17 protein-coding genes are annotated in these 16,417 nt (G+C 70.2%); 11 read left to right on the top strand and 6 right to left on the bottom strand.

Annotated features, from left to right (window positions below):
* Positions 1-118 precede the first annotated feature (118 nt).
* The 3 genes from D7I44_RS03445 (at position 119) to D7I44_RS18715 (ending at position 2,864) form a co-directional block, all read left to right on the top strand.
* Positions 119-562, top strand: a complete 444-nt coding sequence (locus tag D7I44_RS03445) for a MarR family winged helix-turn-helix transcriptional regulator (protein ID WP_120788200.1) — start codon at positions 119-121, stop codon at positions 560-562.
* Complete coding sequence (locus D7I44_RS03440) at positions 546-2,489, top strand: glycoside hydrolase family 2 protein (RefSeq protein ID WP_120788199.1); 1,944 nt, start codon at positions 546-548, stop codon at positions 2,487-2,489. The genes D7I44_RS03445 and D7I44_RS03440 overlap by 17 nt, the downstream gene beginning before the upstream one ends.
* 84 nt (positions 2,490-2,573) lie before the next feature.
* Positions 2,574-2,864, top strand: coding sequence for a helix-turn-helix domain-containing protein (locus tag D7I44_RS18715; RefSeq protein ID WP_120788198.1), 291 nt, complete (start codon positions 2,574-2,576; stop codon positions 2,862-2,864).
* Positions 2,865-2,968: 104 nt separating this feature from the next.
* Here the strand turns inward: D7I44_RS18715 and D7I44_RS03430 are convergent, their stop codons facing one another.
* From D7I44_RS03430 to D7I44_RS03420, 4 genes are read right to left on the bottom strand one after another with little or no spacing between them, the layout of a single operon-like run.
* Positions 2,969-3,694 carry a hemerythrin domain-containing protein gene (locus tag D7I44_RS03430; protein WP_245979976.1) on the bottom strand — a complete coding sequence of 242 codons (726 nt, stop codon included), beginning with the start codon at positions 3,692-3,694 and terminating at the stop codon, positions 2,969-2,971.
* Positions 3,695-3,750: 56 nt separating this feature from the next.
* The gene (locus D7I44_RS18015) at positions 3,751-3,924 is read right to left on the bottom strand and encodes a type II toxin-antitoxin system YoeB family toxin (protein ID WP_162940030.1); all 174 of its coding nucleotides are present in this window, start codon (positions 3,922-3,924) and stop codon (positions 3,751-3,753) included.
* Positions 3,925-3,960: 36 nt separating this feature from the next.
* Positions 3,961-4,767: a family 1 encapsulin nanocompartment shell protein gene (locus tag D7I44_RS03425; protein WP_120788197.1), complete on the bottom strand. Its 807-nt coding sequence runs from the start codon at positions 4,765-4,767 to the stop codon at positions 3,961-3,963.
* Complete coding sequence (locus tag D7I44_RS03420; RefSeq protein ID WP_120788196.1) at positions 4,764-5,849, bottom strand: Dyp-type peroxidase; 1,086 nt, start codon at positions 5,847-5,849, stop codon at positions 4,764-4,766. Before D7I44_RS03420 ends, D7I44_RS03425 begins: the two co-directional genes overlap by 4 nt.
* Before the next feature lie 72 nt (positions 5,850-5,921).
* On the opposite strand from D7I44_RS03420, the gene D7I44_RS03415 reads away from it, so the two are divergent.
* Together D7I44_RS03415 and D7I44_RS03410 are read left to right on the top strand one after the other, a co-directional pair.
* Positions 5,922-7,796, top strand: coding sequence for a Na+/H+ antiporter NhaA (locus D7I44_RS03415; protein ID WP_220093825.1), 1,875 nt, complete (start codon positions 5,922-5,924; stop codon positions 7,794-7,796).
* Between the two features lie 88 nt (positions 7,797-7,884).
* Entirely contained in the window at positions 7,885-9,375 is a 1,491-nt protein-coding gene (locus tag D7I44_RS03410; protein WP_120788195.1) for an MFS transporter, read from the top strand.
* Here the strand turns inward: D7I44_RS03410 and D7I44_RS03405 are convergent.
* Together D7I44_RS03405 and D7I44_RS03400 are read right to left on the bottom strand one after the other, a co-directional pair.
* Complete coding sequence (locus D7I44_RS03405; RefSeq protein ID WP_120790775.1) at positions 9,356-9,775, bottom strand: nitroreductase/quinone reductase family protein; 420 nt, start codon at positions 9,773-9,775, stop codon at positions 9,356-9,358. The two genes, D7I44_RS03410 and D7I44_RS03405, sit on opposite strands and share 20 nt — an antisense overlap.
* A 56-nt stretch (positions 9,776-9,831) precedes the next feature.
* Entirely contained in the window at positions 9,832-10,557 is a 726-nt protein-coding gene (locus D7I44_RS03400; RefSeq protein WP_162940029.1) for a helix-turn-helix transcriptional regulator, read from the bottom strand.
* A 207-nt stretch (positions 10,558-10,764) separates the two neighbouring features.
* Between D7I44_RS03400 and D7I44_RS03395 the strand changes: the two genes are divergently transcribed.
* From D7I44_RS03395 to D7I44_RS03370, 6 genes are read left to right on the top strand one after another with little or no spacing between them, the layout of a single operon-like run.
* Positions 10,765-11,544 (top strand): SDR family NAD(P)-dependent oxidoreductase, encoded by a 780-nt coding sequence (locus D7I44_RS03395; protein ID WP_120788193.1) that lies wholly within the window; start codon positions 10,765-10,767, stop codon positions 11,542-11,544.
* A 41-nt stretch (positions 11,545-11,585) separates the two neighbouring features.
* Positions 11,586-12,056: an S-ribosylhomocysteine lyase gene (locus D7I44_RS03390; protein ID WP_120788192.1), complete on the top strand. Its 471-nt coding sequence runs from the start codon at positions 11,586-11,588 to the stop codon at positions 12,054-12,056.
* On the top strand, positions 12,035-12,760 hold the full coding sequence (mtnN, locus tag D7I44_RS03385; protein WP_245979974.1) for a 5'-methylthioadenosine/S-adenosylhomocysteine nucleosidase: 726 nt from the start codon (positions 12,035-12,037) through the stop codon (positions 12,758-12,760). Before D7I44_RS03390 ends, mtnN begins: the two co-directional genes overlap by 22 nt.
* A complete protein-coding gene (gene glmU, locus D7I44_RS03380; RefSeq protein ID WP_120788190.1) occupies positions 12,757-14,217 on the top strand; it encodes a bifunctional UDP-N-acetylglucosamine diphosphorylase/glucosamine-1-phosphate N-acetyltransferase GlmU in 1,461 nt (486 codons plus the stop codon). The genes mtnN and glmU overlap by 4 nt, the downstream gene beginning before the upstream one ends.
* The gene (locus D7I44_RS03375) at positions 14,214-15,209 is read left to right on the top strand and encodes a ribose-phosphate diphosphokinase (protein WP_245979972.1); all 996 of its coding nucleotides are present in this window, start codon (positions 14,214-14,216) and stop codon (positions 15,207-15,209) included. Before glmU ends, D7I44_RS03375 begins: the two co-directional genes overlap by 4 nt.
* Positions 15,199-16,407 (top strand): methyltransferase domain-containing protein, encoded by a 1,209-nt coding sequence (locus D7I44_RS03370; RefSeq protein ID WP_425459320.1) that lies wholly within the window; start codon positions 15,199-15,201, stop codon positions 16,405-16,407. Before D7I44_RS03375 ends, D7I44_RS03370 begins: the two co-directional genes overlap by 11 nt.
* Positions 16,408-16,417 lie beyond the last annotated feature (10 nt).

Raw genomic sequence — 16,417 nt, 5'->3', positions numbered from 1 at the left:
ATGCTGTGCGTGCGCAAGAAAGCGCGTGTGCATTAATTGCAAGCGCAACGAATATGTTTGCACACGCCTGTTATCTGCGCAAGCTGATAGACTAAGGCTCGCCCGGGAGGAGGCGCACATGGGTATTGCCGACGACGCGGTGGAGGTCCGTTCGCGCGGGTGGCGCACGCTCGCCGCCCTCCACGGGCTCATCGAGGCCAGGCTCGAGCGCGAGCTGCAGGCCAGGCACCAGCTTTCCGTTGTCGAGTTCACCGTGCTCGACGCACTCAGCCGTCAGGACGGCTGGCACATGCGCATGCAGCAGCTCGCCCGCGCCGCCGCACTCTCGAGCAGTGCCACGACCCGCCTGGTGACCCGCCTCGAGGACCGCGGCCTGCTCACCCGGATCCTCTGCGTCGACGACCGTCGCGGCATCTACACCGAACTGACCGCCGTAGGCCTGGCGCTCCTTGAAGACGCACGTCCCACCCACGACCGAGCCCTCGAAGAAGCACTATCTGAGGCATCCAAACTTCCTGAGCTTGCCGGGCTCGTCGACGCAGTGCATGCCCCGGCTCTGTGAGAGGGTCTGTCGTTCTTCTGTAACCGTCATCACCGGCCACCACATCGCGCTCACCTCGCTCGCGGCCGACCACGCCTCGGGGACGGTCCGGGTCCGGGTCGAGACGGATGCCGTGACCGCGGCCACCCGCAGCGCGCACGTCCGCCTCACCGCGCCGAGCGGCCGCACCTTCGAGACCGAGCTGCGGCTCGGCGCGGACGGTGCAGGCACGACCGAGTTCGAGCTCATCGACCCCGAGCTGTGGTGGACGCACGACCTCGGCGAACCGGTGCTGCACGAGGCGTCCGTCGAATTGCGCGAGGGTGACGCGGTCGTCGACACAGTGACGGACCGCATCGGCCTGCGCACGATCGAACTGGACCGTGGCACGACGGACTCCCGTCGCTTCCAGTTCGTGCTCAACGGGGTGCCGGTCTTCGCCCGCGGGGCGGCCTGGCTGCCCGCGAGCACCCTCGTCGGCTCGGTGAGCGCGCAGACCCAGCGCGATCGCGTGCTGCGTGCCCGCGAGGGCAACCTCAACATGCTGCGCGTCTGGGGCGGCGGCATCTACGAGCACGACGCGTTCTATGCCGCCTGCGACGAGCTGGGTGTTCTCGTGTGGCAGGACTTCATGTTCGCCTGCGTCGACTACCCCGACGCCGACGCGATGCTGCGGCGCGAGGTCGAGCTCGAGGCCGCCTATCAGGTGCGCCGCCTGCGCAACCGGGCGAGCCTCGCCCTGTGGGCCGGCAACAACGAGGTGCAGGTGCTGCACCTCGCCGCCTACCAGAGCGTCGACGAGGGCGACTGGGGCTGGCACTTCTTCATGGAGACGCTGCCTGCTGCGGTCGCCGCTCACGATGGACTCACCCCCTACTGGCCGGGCAGTCCGTACGGCGAAGGCCAGGGCATCCTTTCGATCAACGGCACGGACGACGGCGACCGCCACACCTGGGAGGTCTGGCACGGCATGGTCATCCCCGGCATGACCATCGGCCCCGACGAGTACCCGACGATCGGTGATGCCCGGCACTGGCGGCGCTACGCCTACGACACCGCGCGCTTCGTCTCGGAGTTCGGCATCCACGCAGCCCCCGAGCGGGCGACGCTGCAACGCTGGCTCGGCGACGAGCTGGAGGTGCACTCACCCGTCTTCGACCTGCACAACAAGGACACCCCGAAGGACAAGGGCGACGAGCTGCTCGCCGTGACCACCGGGCTGCCGCAGGGCATCGACGAGTACATCGCCTTCACACAGGCGGCGCAGGCCGAGGGCATGCTGTTCGGAATCGAGCACTACCGCCGCCGCCAGCCGGAGACGGCGGGTGCGCTGATGTGGCAGTTCAACGACGTCTGGCCGGGTTTCAGCTGGTCGATCATCGACTTCGACGGCGTGCCCAAGGCCGCCTACTATGCGGCCAGGCGCGCGAGCGCACCGGTCGCGGTGAGCTTCACGGATACGGCTGACGGCGGCCTCGAGCTGTGGCTCGTGAACAACGCGCGCGAAGCCGTCGACGTCGACATCGACGTGGAGATCGGCGCCTTCGACGGGAGCGACCGCGCCACCCGGCGGGTGATCGGGCGTGCCGAGACGGGGCAGTCCGTTCGCGTGCTCGAGATCCCGACGATCGAGGTGCCGCGCGACGCGCGGCACTACGCCTGGGCGTCGAGCCCCTCCGGTGTCTTCCCGGCCGCGCGGAAGCACTTCGCCGAGGTCGGCGCCCTGGAGCTGCCGACGCCTGAGCTCTCCGTCGTCGGGACGAGGGGCGGTCTGCAGATCGCGAGCCGCGGCTACGCCTATCAGGTCCGCATCGAGCACACGACTCCGGGAATGCGGCTATCGGACAACTGCTTCGATCTGCGCGACGGCGACCAGGTCGACGTGACCGTGGCCGGCGTGGACCCTGCATCGCTCACGGTGACGAGCTATCGGGTCGCTCGGCGATGAACGAGAGAATCCCGCTCGAGCTTCCTCGGAACGTCACTGGAGATGCCAAGCGGTGGAGATCGGCCGTGACGACTTAGTGACCACGTGGAGCTTCGAGCGCTTGAGTACTTCGTCGCCGTGGCTGAGGAGAAGTCCTTCACCCGTGCGGCGTTTCGCGCGCATGTATCGCAGCCGTCGATCAGTCAGCAGGTACGAGCCTTGGAGCGTGAGCTCGAGGAAACTGTTGTCCCTGATCTGCTCTCACTATTCCACGAGCGTTTCCCACGGGCGGAGGTGGAGCTGAGCGGTGGCACGTCTTTACCCCTCCTAGACATGGTTGAGCAGGGCGAGCTGGACGCGGCGACGTCGCGAAGCGGCACGCGCTGCGCCAGATGACGACACGGATCCACTACCCGGGCGAGCATGGCATCGAGCTGCAGATCAACGGGACGCAGCACGGCATCGTCCCGTTCGAGTTGCGCGAATAGCCGGGCTCCCTCTCAGCTGCTGCGGCCCTCCAGAGCGGCGCGGTACTTGGCATAGCGCGGAGCGCCGACCAGTCGCCAGGCGAGGCGGCCAGGAGCGGGCAGGTTCTGCTTCACCCAGTCCCGGCCACCGCCCGGCTGGGCGGAGATGATCGCGCCGAGCATGTACCAGCCCTGCCCCTTGGGGGTCGAATTCCGGCCGTGCTCGGCGAACCAGTCGATCTCCTTCTTGGTGACGACCTGCTCGATAACCGGGACGATGTTGGCTTCCTCATCAGGCAGGTGCGTGGCAAGGGATTCCGACACCCCTTGGAGCGCGGCGCGCAGCGGTGCCGCGTCGGTCGCCGATGCGCTTGCTCGCCAAGCCGGCAGCGCACGGTTGAGGGCTTCCAGGTGCACGACCATCTGCGCGTGCTGCGCCTTCATCCGACCGACGTGAGCGGCGCAGGATGGTGCGCGCTGGTCGAGCATGTCCCACAGGTGCTCATCCTCGCTTTCGTGATGGGCGTGCAGGGTGGTGGACATCAACATGAGCTGCTGGGCGACGACGTCGGCGTGAGCGGTGTCGCCCGATGAGACCCCGTCGATGAGGCCGATGGCCTCGTCGAAGCCCTTCCGGAAGGCGCGATGGACCTCAAGCATCCCGCGCGCATCGCAGGTCTTGAGGTCGGTCAGCGGCGATTCGCCGCTCGGCGGAAGCGCGGTAGCTGGCATGTTCTGAGTCTTGCCCGCGGCACCCATCGCGATAAATACGCAGAATCACGCATTTGTCCGAGGCCCCTAGTGCCCTGGGCTCGTCAGTAGTGGTCGCGCGCCTGCAGGACGATCACCTGGTCGGCGGTGACGTCGTAGATCAGGCGGTTCGTTCGTCGATGCGGCGCGACCATGCGCACTGCGTTGCCGTGCCGCGAGACGAGCTCGACGGCGGCGTGATCCTCGGTGACCTGCTGGATGGTCCCGAACCAGGTCACCGGCCGACTCGTCGCCCGGTTCTGAGAGCCGCCACGCTAGGTCCTGGTGCGGATCGCGACCGCGGCCTCCGGCGTGGCGACGCGGAAGCTCAGGCTCTCCTCCAGGTACAGGCTGACCGACTCGGCGGTGTGGCTCGCGTAGCCGAGCGACAGGTCCTCGCCGAGCTCGAGCAGCCAGTCGCCGCCGCGGGTCGACAGCACAACACTCTCGTGGATGCCGGGGATCCACTCGATCGGCCCCTCGAGCACGTCGCCGAGGTGCCGAAGCAGCGGGTAGCCGCGGTCGGTCGCCTCGATGACCGCGGTCCAGTCGTCGGGGCAGAGCGCGAGGCCGTACGGGCCGTCGATGCCGGCACTCTTGAGTGTCGCGACGGCCGTCGCGGCGACCGTCTCGAAGCCGATCGCGCCGGGATCATGCACCAGCGGCTCGTGCGGCGACGACGGGATGATGCCGACGATGCCCGCCGCTTCCCAGCCGTGGAACACCGCCTCGTTCTCGGCGCTCGCGATGCGGTGGGCGGCCAGATCGAGGCTGCCCAGGTCGACATCGGCTGCGCCACGGGTGGCGTCGAGCAACTCGTTCTGCGGCAGCTGGAAGTCTGCGCGCAGCTCGGTGAGCGGCAGCACGCGCCGGCTGCGCCCGATGACGCCCTCGCCGAGCGGCGCGGCCGGCCCGACCCGGCCGAGATTCGTGGCCGAGTGCTGCCAGCCGAGCGGCCCTGCGACGTCGACGAAGTGCCGTGCGCCGAGGGCGACGGTGAGCCGCTCCTTCGCCTCGTCGTCGAGGAGCTTCCACACCTCGTCGGTGATCGGAGCGTGCCTGCGCAGCAGATGACCGGTCATGATGTCGTCCTTTCCGAAGCAGAGCGGCGAAGCGAACCGATGCCGAGCGACTCATCGGCGGCATCGAGAGCGGCGGATGCCGGGGGAGCGGCCGGCTCACCGGCATCCGCCTCGTCATCGCCGCCATCGTCCCCATCTGCCAGCCCGACGAGCACCGGCCGCGACGGCACGAAGAAAGTGGTGCCGGTGAGCGCGGTCGACACGTCGAGGATGCGGTCGTGGAAGCCGGCCGGTTCGCCGATGAACATGCGCTCCAGCATCCGCTCGATCACCCAGAGCGCGCGCGAATAGCCGATGAAATACGTGCCGAACTCGCCGTGGCCTGGTCGGCCGAAGGGCATGTTGTCGCGCAGGATGTCGAGCTCGCCGCCGTGCCCGTCGTCGATCGTCGACAGCGTCTTGTGCGCGAACTGCGGGCCGGGGGCGTCGTCGAGCTCGACGTTGTCGAGCTTGGTGCGGCCGATGACCGCCTCTTGCTCTTCGGTCGACAGCTTCGCCCAGGTGTCGAGGTCGTGCAGGTACTTCTGCACGACGACGTAGCTGCCGCCCGCGAAGTCGGGGTCCTCGTCGCCGATGAGCACGGCCCCGGCGAGCTCGGCGCCGACGGGGTTCGCCGTGCCGTCGACGAAGCCGAGCACGTCGCGCGCGTCGAAGTAGCGGAACCCCTGCGTTTCGCTGGCCACCGTCACGGCCCCGCGCAGGGAGTCGAGCAGCAGTCGTTCGAACTCGAAGACCAGGTCGGCGCGGTCTGCGCGGATGTGGAAGAGCAGGTCGCCGGGCGTCGAGGGCGCCGTGTGCCGCGCGCCGGCGATCACCGGGAACGGATGCAGCTCTGAGGGCCGCGCCCGCGGGCTGAGTCGGTCCCAGAGGGTGGAGCCGATGCCGACGACGCATGACAGGTGTGCTGCGAGGTCGCGGAAGCCGACCGTCTTGATCAGGTCGTCGATCTCGGTCACGACGTCGCGCACCTGCTCGAGCGCGCTGTCCGAGGCGTCGACGGTCACCACCAGGAACACCGCGAACCGCGACAGCGGCGCGTCGACGCTCTGCGCGTCCAGCGGGATGCGATCGCCCTCTGCCATGGTTCCGAGGCTAGCGGGGCGCGGGCCGCCCGCGAAGAGCCACGTGGCGCGCTGTTCTGCGACGATGAGAACGTGACGTCTACCGATCGCACCGTGTGGTCGCGCAGTCTCGCGATGCAGCTCAGCCGGTTCGCCGAGACCGAGGCCGCGAGCTCGATCGTGCTCGTCGGCGCGATCGTCGCGGCGCTCGTCTGGATCAACGTCGCACCGGGCAGCTACACGGCCGCGTGGGGCGCCGAGTTCGGCATCCATCTCGGCCCTGCGAGCTTCGAACTCAGCTTGCGCGAGTGGGTGACGCAGGGTCTCATGACGCTGTTCTTCCTCGTCGTCGGGCTCGAGGCGCGGCGCGAGTTCGACCTGGGGGCGCTGCGCGAGCGGCGGCAGCTGATCGTGCCGTTCACGGCGGGCGTCGCCGGCATGGCGCTGCCGATCGCGATCTTCCTGCTGTTCAACTTGCACTCGGGCGGCGCGCGCGGCTGGGGCGCCGCGATGTCGACCGACACCGCTCTCGCGCTCGGCCTGCTCGCCGCCGTCTCCCGCCGGCTGCCCGAGCAGGTGCGCACCTTCCTCGTCACCGTGTTCATCGTCGACGACCTGCTCGCCCTCGTGATCATCGCGGTCGTCTACAGCGGAGCCGTTCAGGTGATTCCGCTCGTGGTCGGCATCGCCTGCTTCGCGCTCTTCGCAGGGCTGATGCGATGGGCGCGGATGCCGGGGCCGGCGCTCCTCCTGCTCGGGGTCGCGACGTGGGCGTTCGTCGAGGCGTCCGGCATCGACCCGATCGTCGTCGGCCTCGCGATCGGGCTCGTCGCGCCCGCCTACACGCCCGACCGTGAGCGCCTCGAGCATGCGAGCGGCATCTTCCGCAGCTTCCGCGAGCAGCCGACCTCGCGGCTCGCGCAGGTTGCCGCGGCGACGCTCGTCGGCACCACTTCGCCGAACGAGCGGCTGCAGACGCGGCTGCACCCGTGGGCGGGGTTCGTGATCGTCCCGCTGTTCGCGCTGGCCAACGCGGGGGTGCGCATCGACGCCGAGTTCGCCCGCGCGGCGATCGCCTCGCCGATCGTGATCGGCATCGTCGTCGCCTACGTCGTGGGCAAGCCGGTCGCGGTGATCGGGTCGACCGCCCTGCTCGCGCGTCTGTCGGGCGGCCGCCTGCGTCCGCCGGTCGGCTGGAGCGCCGTCGCCGGCAGCGGGACGATCGCCGGCGTCGGGTTCACGGTCGCCGTCCTCGTCGCGACGCTCGCCTTCACCGGGCCGGTGCTCGGCGAGGCGAAGATCGCCCTGCTCGCGGGCTCGGCGATCTCGACGGGCCTCACCTGGGTCATCGTCCGCGCGACCTCGCGGCTGCCGGAGCAGCGCCGGGTGCGCGCGCTGCTCGGCGACGCGCAGGACGGCGTCGACCTGATGCCGGCGGTCGACGAGCGGCGCGACCACATCAGGGGCTCGCAGAACGCCGTCGTCACAGTGGTCGAGTACGGCGACTTCGAGTGCCCGCACTGCGGCCGCGCCGAGCATTCGGTGCGCGAGCTCATCGCCGCAGAGGACGTGCGCTTCGTGTGGCGGCACCTGCCGCTCACCGAAGTGCATCCGCACGCCGCGCTCGCCGCGGAGGCGTCGGAGATCGCCGCCCACGCCGACCGGTTCTGGGAACTGCACGACCTGCTGCTCGCCCACCAGGACAGACTCGCGGCGCCCCAGCTGGTCGGCTTCCTCGAGCAGCTCGGCATCGACGGCGAAGGCGCGGCCGACGAGCTGCGCGCCCGCACGCACCGCGGACGCGTCAACGACGACGTCGCGAGCGCAGACCTGAGCGGGGCATCCGGCACCCCGACGTTCTTCATCAACGGCCAGCGGCACTACGGGGCATATGACGCCGCCAGCCTGAAGGAAGCCGTGCAGCTCGCGCGCGACCAGGTGCGCGCGACGGCGCGGCGGCGCCGCTGACATGACACGGCCGCCGGGTCGGGTGTCGCCGGCGGCGGCATCCGTCAACCCGGTTCTGATCGTGCGGCCGCCGATCTAGCCTCACCGCGTGGCTTTCACCGACAAGAAGACCAACTCTGCTCGCGACGCCGGCCCGGGCGACCTCTCGCAGACCGCGCGGTGGCGCGCCTTCTGGGTGTGCATCGCGGCCGGTGCGCTGACGATCCTCGATCTGTCGGGCGTGAATGTAGCGCTGCCGTCGATTCAGAAGGGGCTGAACGCGTCGTCGGCGCAGTTGCAGCTCGTCGTCGCTGGCTACGCGCTCGCATTCGGGCTGTCGCTCGTGCCGTCAGGGCGCCTCGGCGACATGCGGTCGCGGCGCAAGATGTTCCTCATCGGGTTGGCGGCGTTCGCGCTCGCGAGTGCCGCGTGCGCGCTGGCGCAGAGCGACGTGTGGCTGACCGCGACCCGGCTGGTTCAGGGCGCGGCGGCCGGCATGCTGATGCCGCAGGTGCTGGGGCTGATCCAGCAGCTGTTCGGGCCTGAGGACAGGCCGACCGCCTTCGGGTTGTTCGGCGCGATGGTCGGAGTCGGCACTGCGCTCGGCCCGACGCTGTGCGGGCTGCTCATCGCGCTGGGCGGCGAGACCGACGGGTGGCGGCTGCTGTTCTGGCTGAACGTGCCGTGCGGCGCGGCCGCGCTGCTGTTCGCGCTGCGCCTCTTGCCCAAGAAGCAGGACGCGTCGCCCGACACGGAGCTCGATTTCCCCGGCCTCGCCCTGCTCGGCGCGGCCGTCTTCTGCCTGATGCTGCCGTTCCTGCTCACCTCGGGGGGCCAGGGTGACGACCCGACACGGTGGCTCTGGCTGATCGGCGGCGTGGCGTTCGGCACCGCCTTCCTGTTCTGGGAGCGCGCGTATGCCGCGCGCGGCAAGTCGCCCGTCGTGCACCTCGACCTCTTTCGGCTCACTTCGTATCGCAACGGCACGGCGATCGCCGCGCTGTACTTCGCGGGGATGCCGGCGACCTTCCTCGTCACGACGCTCTATCTGCAGGAGGGACTCGGCGCGACCCCACTGCTCGCCGCCCTCGCGACGGTGCCGTTCGCGCTCAGTTCCGCCGCCGCTGCCTGGTACGGCGGGAAGCTCGTGCGGCGCTTCGGGCGGTCGCTCGTCATCGTGGGAACCGCGATCGTGGCGCTCGCCGTCGCCGGCCTCGCGGCCGCCGCCACCCTGACGCCCCCGCACCTCAGCGAGTGGCCGATGGCCGGCGCGATGCTCGTCGGCGGCATCGGGGGAGGGCTCGTGATCTCGCCCAACCAGACGCTCACGCTCGCCGACGTGCCACGTGAGGAGGGCTCCGTGGCCGGGTCGATCCAGCAGCTGGGGCAGCGCCTGGGCACAGCCGTCGGCCTGGCGGCGATCAGCGCGGTGTTCTTCCGCGACGTGCGCTCAGGCCAGCACGCGCCGATCTCGCAGTACCACGCGGGCGTGCTCTCAGGCTTCGCGATCTCGTTCGGGCTCGTCGTGCTCACGCTCGTGATGGGGCTGATCGACCACCGCCAGCGGGTCACGTCGTCGCTCAGCGGCGCGAGAGCCTGAGCAGCGGGATGAGACGAGTCGTGCGCGCCTGATACTGCGCGAACAGGGGCGACAGTGCGGTGAATCGGGCCCAGGCGGCATCCCGCTCGACGCCGGTCAGCTGTGTGGCGCGCACCGCTACGGTGCCGTCGTCGGGCGTCTCTAGCTCCACGTCCGGGTGCGCCAGCACATTGCGGAACCAGGCGGGGCTGACGGCAGCGCCGCGCCACGAGGCGGCGGCGAGCCAGCCGTCGCCGTCAGGGATGCCGACGATCGGCGTGATCCGTTCGGCTCTCGTCCGCGCGCCGCGGTGGTGCAGCAGCACGAGGGCGCGGCCGTAGTGCTCGGTGGTCCCGCCGGTTCGCCGGAACTGCTCGATCACGTGCGCGTGCCACTCGGGGGTGTCCTGGGGTTCTGCCATGCCGCGATCGTCGCCGAGACGCTTTTCGACCGGCATCCGGAGAACTGCGTACCTGATCAGGGCGCGAGCAGCCCCAGCCGCGCGGCGGCGCGGGTCGCGCTCGCCCGGTCGTGCACGTCGAGCTTCGCGTAGATGTGCTCGATGTGCTTGGCCGCGGTGCGTGCGCTGATGCGCTCGACGTAGCCGATCTGAGCCGTCGTCAGGCCGTCGGCGAGCAGGCGCAGGATGCCGCACTCACGTGCGGTGAGCACGTCGCTCGCCGCACTGGAGGTCGAGCGCCACGCGCCTCGCTCGACGAGCGACAGCAGTGGGGCGACGTGGGCGGCGAGCGCGAGTTCGTCATCGTCGAAGTCGACGGATGCCCGATGCAGCGCCCAGGTCGAGAACGACCCGTCCGGCGCGCGCAGCGCCGGGAAGGTCAGCTGGTGCCGAGCTCCCATCACCCGATAGAGGTCGTCGAGCACGGCACTGCGCCGGCTGCCCGTGGTGTCGGTCAGGTCGGAGAGCCGCATCGGCTCCAGGCCGCGGCCTGCGCGGATGGCGCGCAGCACCGGGTGAGCGAGGCTCGCGATGTGGCCGCCGAGGGTGCGCTGCGCCGCCGCGTTCTCGGGCCAGCGCGCGATGATCGCCGGAGCCTCGGCCGACCAGGCGACCCACCCCGTGCTGTCGCTCGGAATGAGTTGCCCGAGGGCCTCGGCGATCGCGGCGCGGCGCTCTCCGCGATCACGGATGCCGGACATCTCGAAGCTCGCGCCGTACAGCGCCGAGCGAAGCTCGGTCATGCGCACCCCTGCCGTCGGACCCGCGGACACGGTGATCATGCCTCGATGACCCGTCGACCGCCACCCCCTGCGTGCACACCTCGGGATGCGCCGGCGTGTCGCGCGGCCCACGCGGCGTGTCGTCGAAGATTGCCGCCCGTACGCGAGCGCACCCCGCGAGTCGACCGACTGATGACACGGGTGCCGTCGTACCAATACGTTGTGCCCATGGAACTCGGGCTTGAGGGTCGCACGGTCGTCGTCACGGGAGCGAGTAAGGGCATCGGCCTCGCGATCGCCGAGGCGTTCGTCGGCGAGGGCGCGACGGTGGTCGCGGGCGCGCGGCACTCCTCAGACGAGCTCGAGAAGCTCGTCGCGACCGGGCGGGCGAAGGTGGTCGAGGTCGACCTCGGCACCGCCGACGGGCCGGCGCAGCTCGTTGCCGCGGCCGACGCCCCCGTTGACATCCTCGTCAACAACGTCGGCTTCGCGAAGACCCGCCTCGGCGGTTTCCTCGACGTCACCGAGGAGGAGTGGCAGCAGTCGGTGAACCTGAACCTGTTCGCCGCGATCCGGGCCGCGCGAGCGGTGCTGCCCGGCATGATCGAGCGCGGCCAGGGCGTGATCGTCAACGTGTCCAGCGTCAACGCGAAGCTCGCGGACCCGCTCGTGATCGACTACTCGGCGAGCAAGGCGGCGCTGTCGAACTTCGCGAAATCGCTCTCGAAAGAGGTCGGAGGGCACGGCATCCGCATCAACGACGTCTGCCCGGGTCCCGTGCGCACCGATCTCTGGCTGGGCGCAGGGGGTGTGGCGCAGTCGGTCGGCGCGAAGGCCGGCCTGACGCCCGACGAGGTCGCGGCGGGCGCGGCCGCCGACGCGGCGACGGGCAGGTTCACCCTGCCGAGCGAGGTCGCCGATCTGGTGCTGTTCCTCGCGAGCGACCGCGCGGCCAACATCACGGGCGCGGAGTTCACGATCGACGGCGGCCTCATCCAGACGGTGTAGCGGGTGGCCCGCTCGGTGCGCATGCCTGGAAGAATCGACGCATGACCGATCAGCACCGCATGAACGTCGAGTCGTTCAACCTCGACCACCGCACCGTCTCGGCGCCCTACGTCCGCCTCGCAGACCGCAAGGTGCTGCCCCATGGCGACGTCATCGTCAAGTACGACGTCCGCTTCGCGCAGCCGAACGTCGGCCACCTCGAGATGAAGACGGTGCACTCGGTCGAGCACCTGTTCGCGGAGAAGAGCCGCAACCACAGCACGGACGTGATCGACTTCTCGCCGATGGGCTGCCAGACCGGCTTCTACCTGATCCTGCAGGGCGAACCGGCCTACGACGACGTGCTCGCGCTCATCGAGCAGACCCTCACCGACATCACCACCGCGACCGAGGTGCCCGCCGCCAACGAGGTGCAGTGCGGCTGGGGCGCGAACCACTCGCTCGAGGGCGCGCAGGATGCGGCGCGCGAGTTCCTGGCGAAGCGCGACGAGTGGAGCCAGGTCAGCGCATGACGGATGCCTCAGCCGCGGCAGCCGTCGTCGTCATCGTCGCCATGGAGGAGGAAGCCGCCCCCTTCCTCGAGCGCGCCGAGAGCGTCACCGAGGTCGCGACGGGTGCGCACGCGGTGCGCCGTGACCTCGGCTTCGGCGGCGACGACGTCGTGCTGCTGCGCAGCGGCATCGGCTTCGCCAACGCCGTCGCCGCCGCCGCGTACGCGCGGTACACGCTGGGCTCGGGCATCCGGGTCATCAGCGCCGGCACGGCAGGCGGACTTGCCGCGGGCGTGCAAGTCGGCGAGGTGGTGGTCGGGTCGCGTTACCTGAACCTGAACGCGGATGCCACGGCGTTCGGCTACGCGCTCGGCCAGGTCCCCGGCATGCCGGCCGCCTACGCGCCCGATGCCGGGCTGGCCGCCGCCGCGCTCGCCGCGGACTCGCGCGAGCAGGCCGTGCGGCCCGGCACCATCGGCTCGAGCGAGGCCTTCGTCGTCAGCGACCGCGCGCTGCGGTTCCGCGCAGACTTCCCCGACGTGCTCGCCGTCGACATGGAGACCGCGGCGCTCGCCCAGTTCGCGCACACCCATGGGCTGCCGTTCGTGTCGATCCGCGCGATCAGCGACCTGTGCGCGCCCGACGGCACGGAGTTCCTCACCCACGTCGACGACGCGGCCGCCCGTTCGGCCGATGTGGTCGCGGCGACGATAATGGCCTTGTGACCGACAGCCGCCTCGCCATCGTCGTCCTGGCAGCCGGGCAGGGAACGCGGATGAAGTCCGCGACCCCGAAGGTGCTTCATGAGCTCGCCGGCATCCCCTTGATCGGGCACGTGCTGAGCACCGCCCAGGCGCTCGCCGCAGCCCACCTGCTCGTCGTCGTGCGGCATGAGCGCGATCGGGTCGCGGCGACCGCGAAGGCGCTCGCGCCCGAGGCGCGCATCGTCGACCAGGACGAGATGCCCGGCACGGGCCGCGCGGTCGAGCAGGCGGTCGACGCGCTGCCCGCCGACTTCGACGGCGACGTGCTCGTGCTGTCGGCCGACGTCCCCCTGATGGACGCCGACACCCTGGCATCCGTTCTCGCCGGCCACCGCGCGGCCAACGTGCCGGTCACTCTGTTCTCGACCGTCGTCGCCGACCCGACCGGCTACGGCCGCGTCGTGCGCGAGGCCGACGGCTCGGTGTCGCGCATCGTCGAGCAGAAGGACGCGAGCGAGGCGGAGCGCGCGATCGCCGAGGTGAACGCCGGCATGTACGTCTTCGCCGCCGCCGCGCTGCGTGACAAGCTGGCCGGCCTCACGACCGGGAACGCGCAGGGCGAGAAGTACCTCACCGATGTCGTCGGTGCGCTGCACGGCGACGGCCACACGATCGGCGGCGTCGTCGTCGCGGAGGAGTGGAAGGTCTGGGGCGTCAACGACCGCGCCCAGCTCGCTCAGGTCGGGGCGCAGCTGAACGCCCTCACCGTGCGGGGCTGGCAGCTGGCCGGCGTCACCATCCAGGACCCGGCGACGACCTGGATCGACCGTGCGGTCACCATCGAGCCCGACGTCACGATCCTGCCGGGCACCCAGCTGAAGGGCGCGACGGCGATCGCGGCCGGCGCGGTGATCGGCCCCGACACGACGCTCGTCGACACCGAGGTCGGCGCAGGCGCGACGGTGAAGCGAACGGATGCCACGCTGGCCGTCATCGCGGCCGGGGCCACGGTCGGGCCGTTCTCGTACCTGCGCCCCGGCACCGAGCTCGGCGCAGACGGCAAGATCGGAGCGTTCGTCGAGACGAAGAACGCGCACATCGGCGAGGGCGCCAAGGTGCCGCATCTCAGCTACATCGGCGACGCCTCGGTGGGCGACGGCGCGAACATCGGCGCTGGCGGCATCACGGCGAATTACGACGGCGTGAACAAGCACCGCACCGAGATCGGCGCACATGTCAAGACAGGGGCCCACACCGTCATGGTGGCTCCCGTTACAATCGGCGCAGGTGCCTACACGGGCGCAGGCACGACGATCCGCAACGACGTTCCGGCCGGCGCGCTCGCGCTGGGCATCGCACCACAGCGCAACCGGGAAGGCTGGGTCCACACCCACCGGCCGGGAAGCGCGGCCGACCAGGCCGCGCTCGACGCGCGGAGCTCTGCCGATGCGCAGGACGAGGAAAGGCAGGCCCGGTGACGGAATCCGTGACCCAGTGGGGGATCAAGTCCGATGCGCGCCGCCGGCTCGTGCTGGTTTCCGGTCGCGCCCACCCGGAGCTCGCTCAGGACGTGGCCGACGAGCTTGGCATCGAGCTGCTGCCCACCGACATCCGCACCTTCGCGGGCAGCGAGATCTACACCCGCTTCGAAGAGAGCGTGCGCGGCGCCGACATCTTCGTGATGCAGTCGCACACCCGGCCGATCAACGAGTGGCTCATGGAGCAGCTCATCATGGTCGACGCAGCGAAGCGCGCGTCGGCGAAGCGCATCACCGTCGTCGCGCCGTACTACCCCTACGCCCGGCAAGACAAGAAGGGGCGCGGCCGCGAGCCGATCTCGGCCCGCCTCGTCGCCGACATGTTCAAGGTCGCCGGCGCAGACCGCATCATGTCGGTCGATCTGCATGCGGCGCAGATCCAGGGCTTCTTCGACGGCCCCGTCGACCACCTGTTCGCGATGCCGGTGCTGCTCACGCACTTCAAGAAGTCCCTGGACCCCGCGACCCTCACGGTCGTCTCGCCCGACATGGGGCGAGTGAAGGTGGCGGATGCCTGGAGCGACAAGCTCGGCGTGCCGCTGGCGATCATCCACAAGCGCCGCGACCCGAAGGTGCACAACGATGTCACCGTTCACGAGATCGTCGGCGATGTCGCCGGCCGCGTCTGCCTGCTGGTCGACGACCTCATCGACACGGGCCGCACGATCGTCAAGGCGGCCGAAGCACTGAAGGAGAACGGCGCGACCGGCGTCGTCGTCGCGTCGACCCACGCCGTGTTCTCCGACCCGGCGATCGAGATCCTGCAGAGCGAGTTCATCGATCAGGTGGTCGTCACCGACACGCTGCCGGTACCGGCCGACAAGCGCTGGGAGCGCCTCACCGTGCTGTCGATCGCGCCGCTGCTCGCCCGCGCGATCCATGAAGTCTTCGACGACGGCTCCGTGACCTCGATGTTCGACGGTGCCGCGTAACTTCACGGCATCCGTCGCCATACCCTGCGCCTACTTCGACGCGGGAACCTGCCGCTCCTGCTCGCTGCTCGACGTCGCGTACGGCGACCAGCTGGCGGGCAAACAGGCACGTGCGCGTGAGCTGATCGATGCGTTCGCCGGGCCCGACAGGCGCAGCATTGACTGGCTCGCACCCGTCGCGAGCGAGACGGCCGGCTTCCGCACGAAGGCGAAGCTGGTGATCGGCGGCACGGCGGATGCCCCGACCCTCGGCATCCTCGACGGCGAGCAGCACGGCGTCGACCTCGAGGGCTGCCCGATCGTGGCGGAGCCGATCCGGTCGGTGCTGCCTACGCTCGCCGCCTTCATCACCATGGCCCGGCTCGTTCCGTACGACATCCCCGCGCGCCGCGGTGAGCTGAAGTACCTGATCGTCACCACAAACGCTCGGGGCGAGCTGATGCTGCGCTTCGTGCTGCGTTCGACGGAATCCATCGGCCGCATCCGCAAGCACCTGCCCGCGCTGCGCGCCCGGCTGACGCAGCTGCGAGTCGTCACCGTGAACCTGCTGCCCGAGCACAAGGCCGTGCTCGAGGGCGAAGATGAGCTCTGGCTGACCGACGAGCGCGCGCTCGAGCTGCCGTTCGACGACCTCACCCTGAGCCTGCTTCCGCGCAGTTTCGTGCAGACGAACGAGTCGATTGCGGCGCGGCTTTACGCAACGGGTGCGGCCTGGGCGGCGGAGCTCGCGCCGGCTTCCGCGTGGGACCTCTACTGCGGCGTCGGCGGCTTCGCCCTGCACCTCGCTGCCGCGCGCCGATCGTTGAGGAGCAGCGAAGCCGCGTCTCGAAACGGTCCTTTCCGCGTCACCGGCGTCGAGCTCAGCGAAGACGCCGTCGCGTCCGCGACCATGGCTGCGGCATCCGCCAACCTCGACGCGGCTTTCATCGCAGCGGATGCCACGCAGTGGGCGCTCGCCCAGGCATCCGCCCCCGATCTCGTCGTCGTGAACCCCCCGCGCCGCGGTCTCGGCCCCGAACTCGCGGGCTGGCTCGAGGCGAGCGGTGTGCGGCACGTGCTCTACTCGAGCTGCAACGCGGAATCGCTGGCCCGTGACCTCGCCGCGATGCCCTCGCTGCGCCCGACGCGCGCCCAGGTCTTCGACATGTTCCCCCACACTGCGCACTTCGAGACCTTGGTGCTCCTCGAGCGCGCATAGACCGTCGGCT

The sequence above is a fragment of the Gryllotalpicola protaetiae genome (assembly GCF_003627055.1).
In the GTDB taxonomy this organism is placed as follows: domain Bacteria; phylum Actinomycetota; class Actinomycetes; order Actinomycetales; family Microbacteriaceae; genus Gryllotalpicola; species Gryllotalpicola protaetiae.
Note: the sequence above shows the minus strand (reverse complement) of the source record. Positions and strands in the feature narration are given on the sequence as shown.

Excerpts from the sequence above, each read along its gene's own strand:
- D7I44_RS03445 (WP_120788200.1), top strand. The coding sequence starts at position 119 with ATGGGTATTGCCGACGACGCGGTGGAGGTCCGTTCGCGCGGGTGGCGC.
- D7I44_RS03440 (WP_120788199.1), top strand. The coding sequence starts at position 546 with ATGCCCCGGCTCTGTGAGAGGGTCTGTCGTTCTTCTGTAACCGTCATC.
- D7I44_RS03430 (WP_245979976.1), bottom strand. The coding sequence starts at position 3,694 with ATGGGTGCCGCGGGCAAGACTCAGAACATGCCAGCTACCGCGCTTCCG.
- D7I44_RS03425 (WP_120788197.1), bottom strand. The coding sequence starts at position 4,767 with ATGACCGGTCATCTGCTGCGCAGGCACGCTCCGATCACCGACGAGGTG.
- D7I44_RS03420 (WP_120788196.1), bottom strand. The coding sequence starts at position 5,849 with ATGGCAGAGGGCGATCGCATCCCGCTGGACGCGCAGAGCGTCGACGCG.
- D7I44_RS03405 (WP_120790775.1), bottom strand. The coding sequence starts at position 9,775 with ATGGCAGAACCCCAGGACACCCCCGAGTGGCACGCGCACGTGATCGAG.
- D7I44_RS03400 (WP_162940029.1), bottom strand. The coding sequence starts at position 10,557 with ATGACCGAGCTTCGCTCGGCGCTGTACGGCGCGAGCTTCGAGATGTCC.
- D7I44_RS03395 (WP_120788193.1), top strand. The coding sequence starts at position 10,765 with ATGGAACTCGGGCTTGAGGGTCGCACGGTCGTCGTCACGGGAGCGAGT.
- D7I44_RS03390 (WP_120788192.1), top strand. The coding sequence starts at position 11,586 with ATGACCGATCAGCACCGCATGAACGTCGAGTCGTTCAACCTCGACCAC.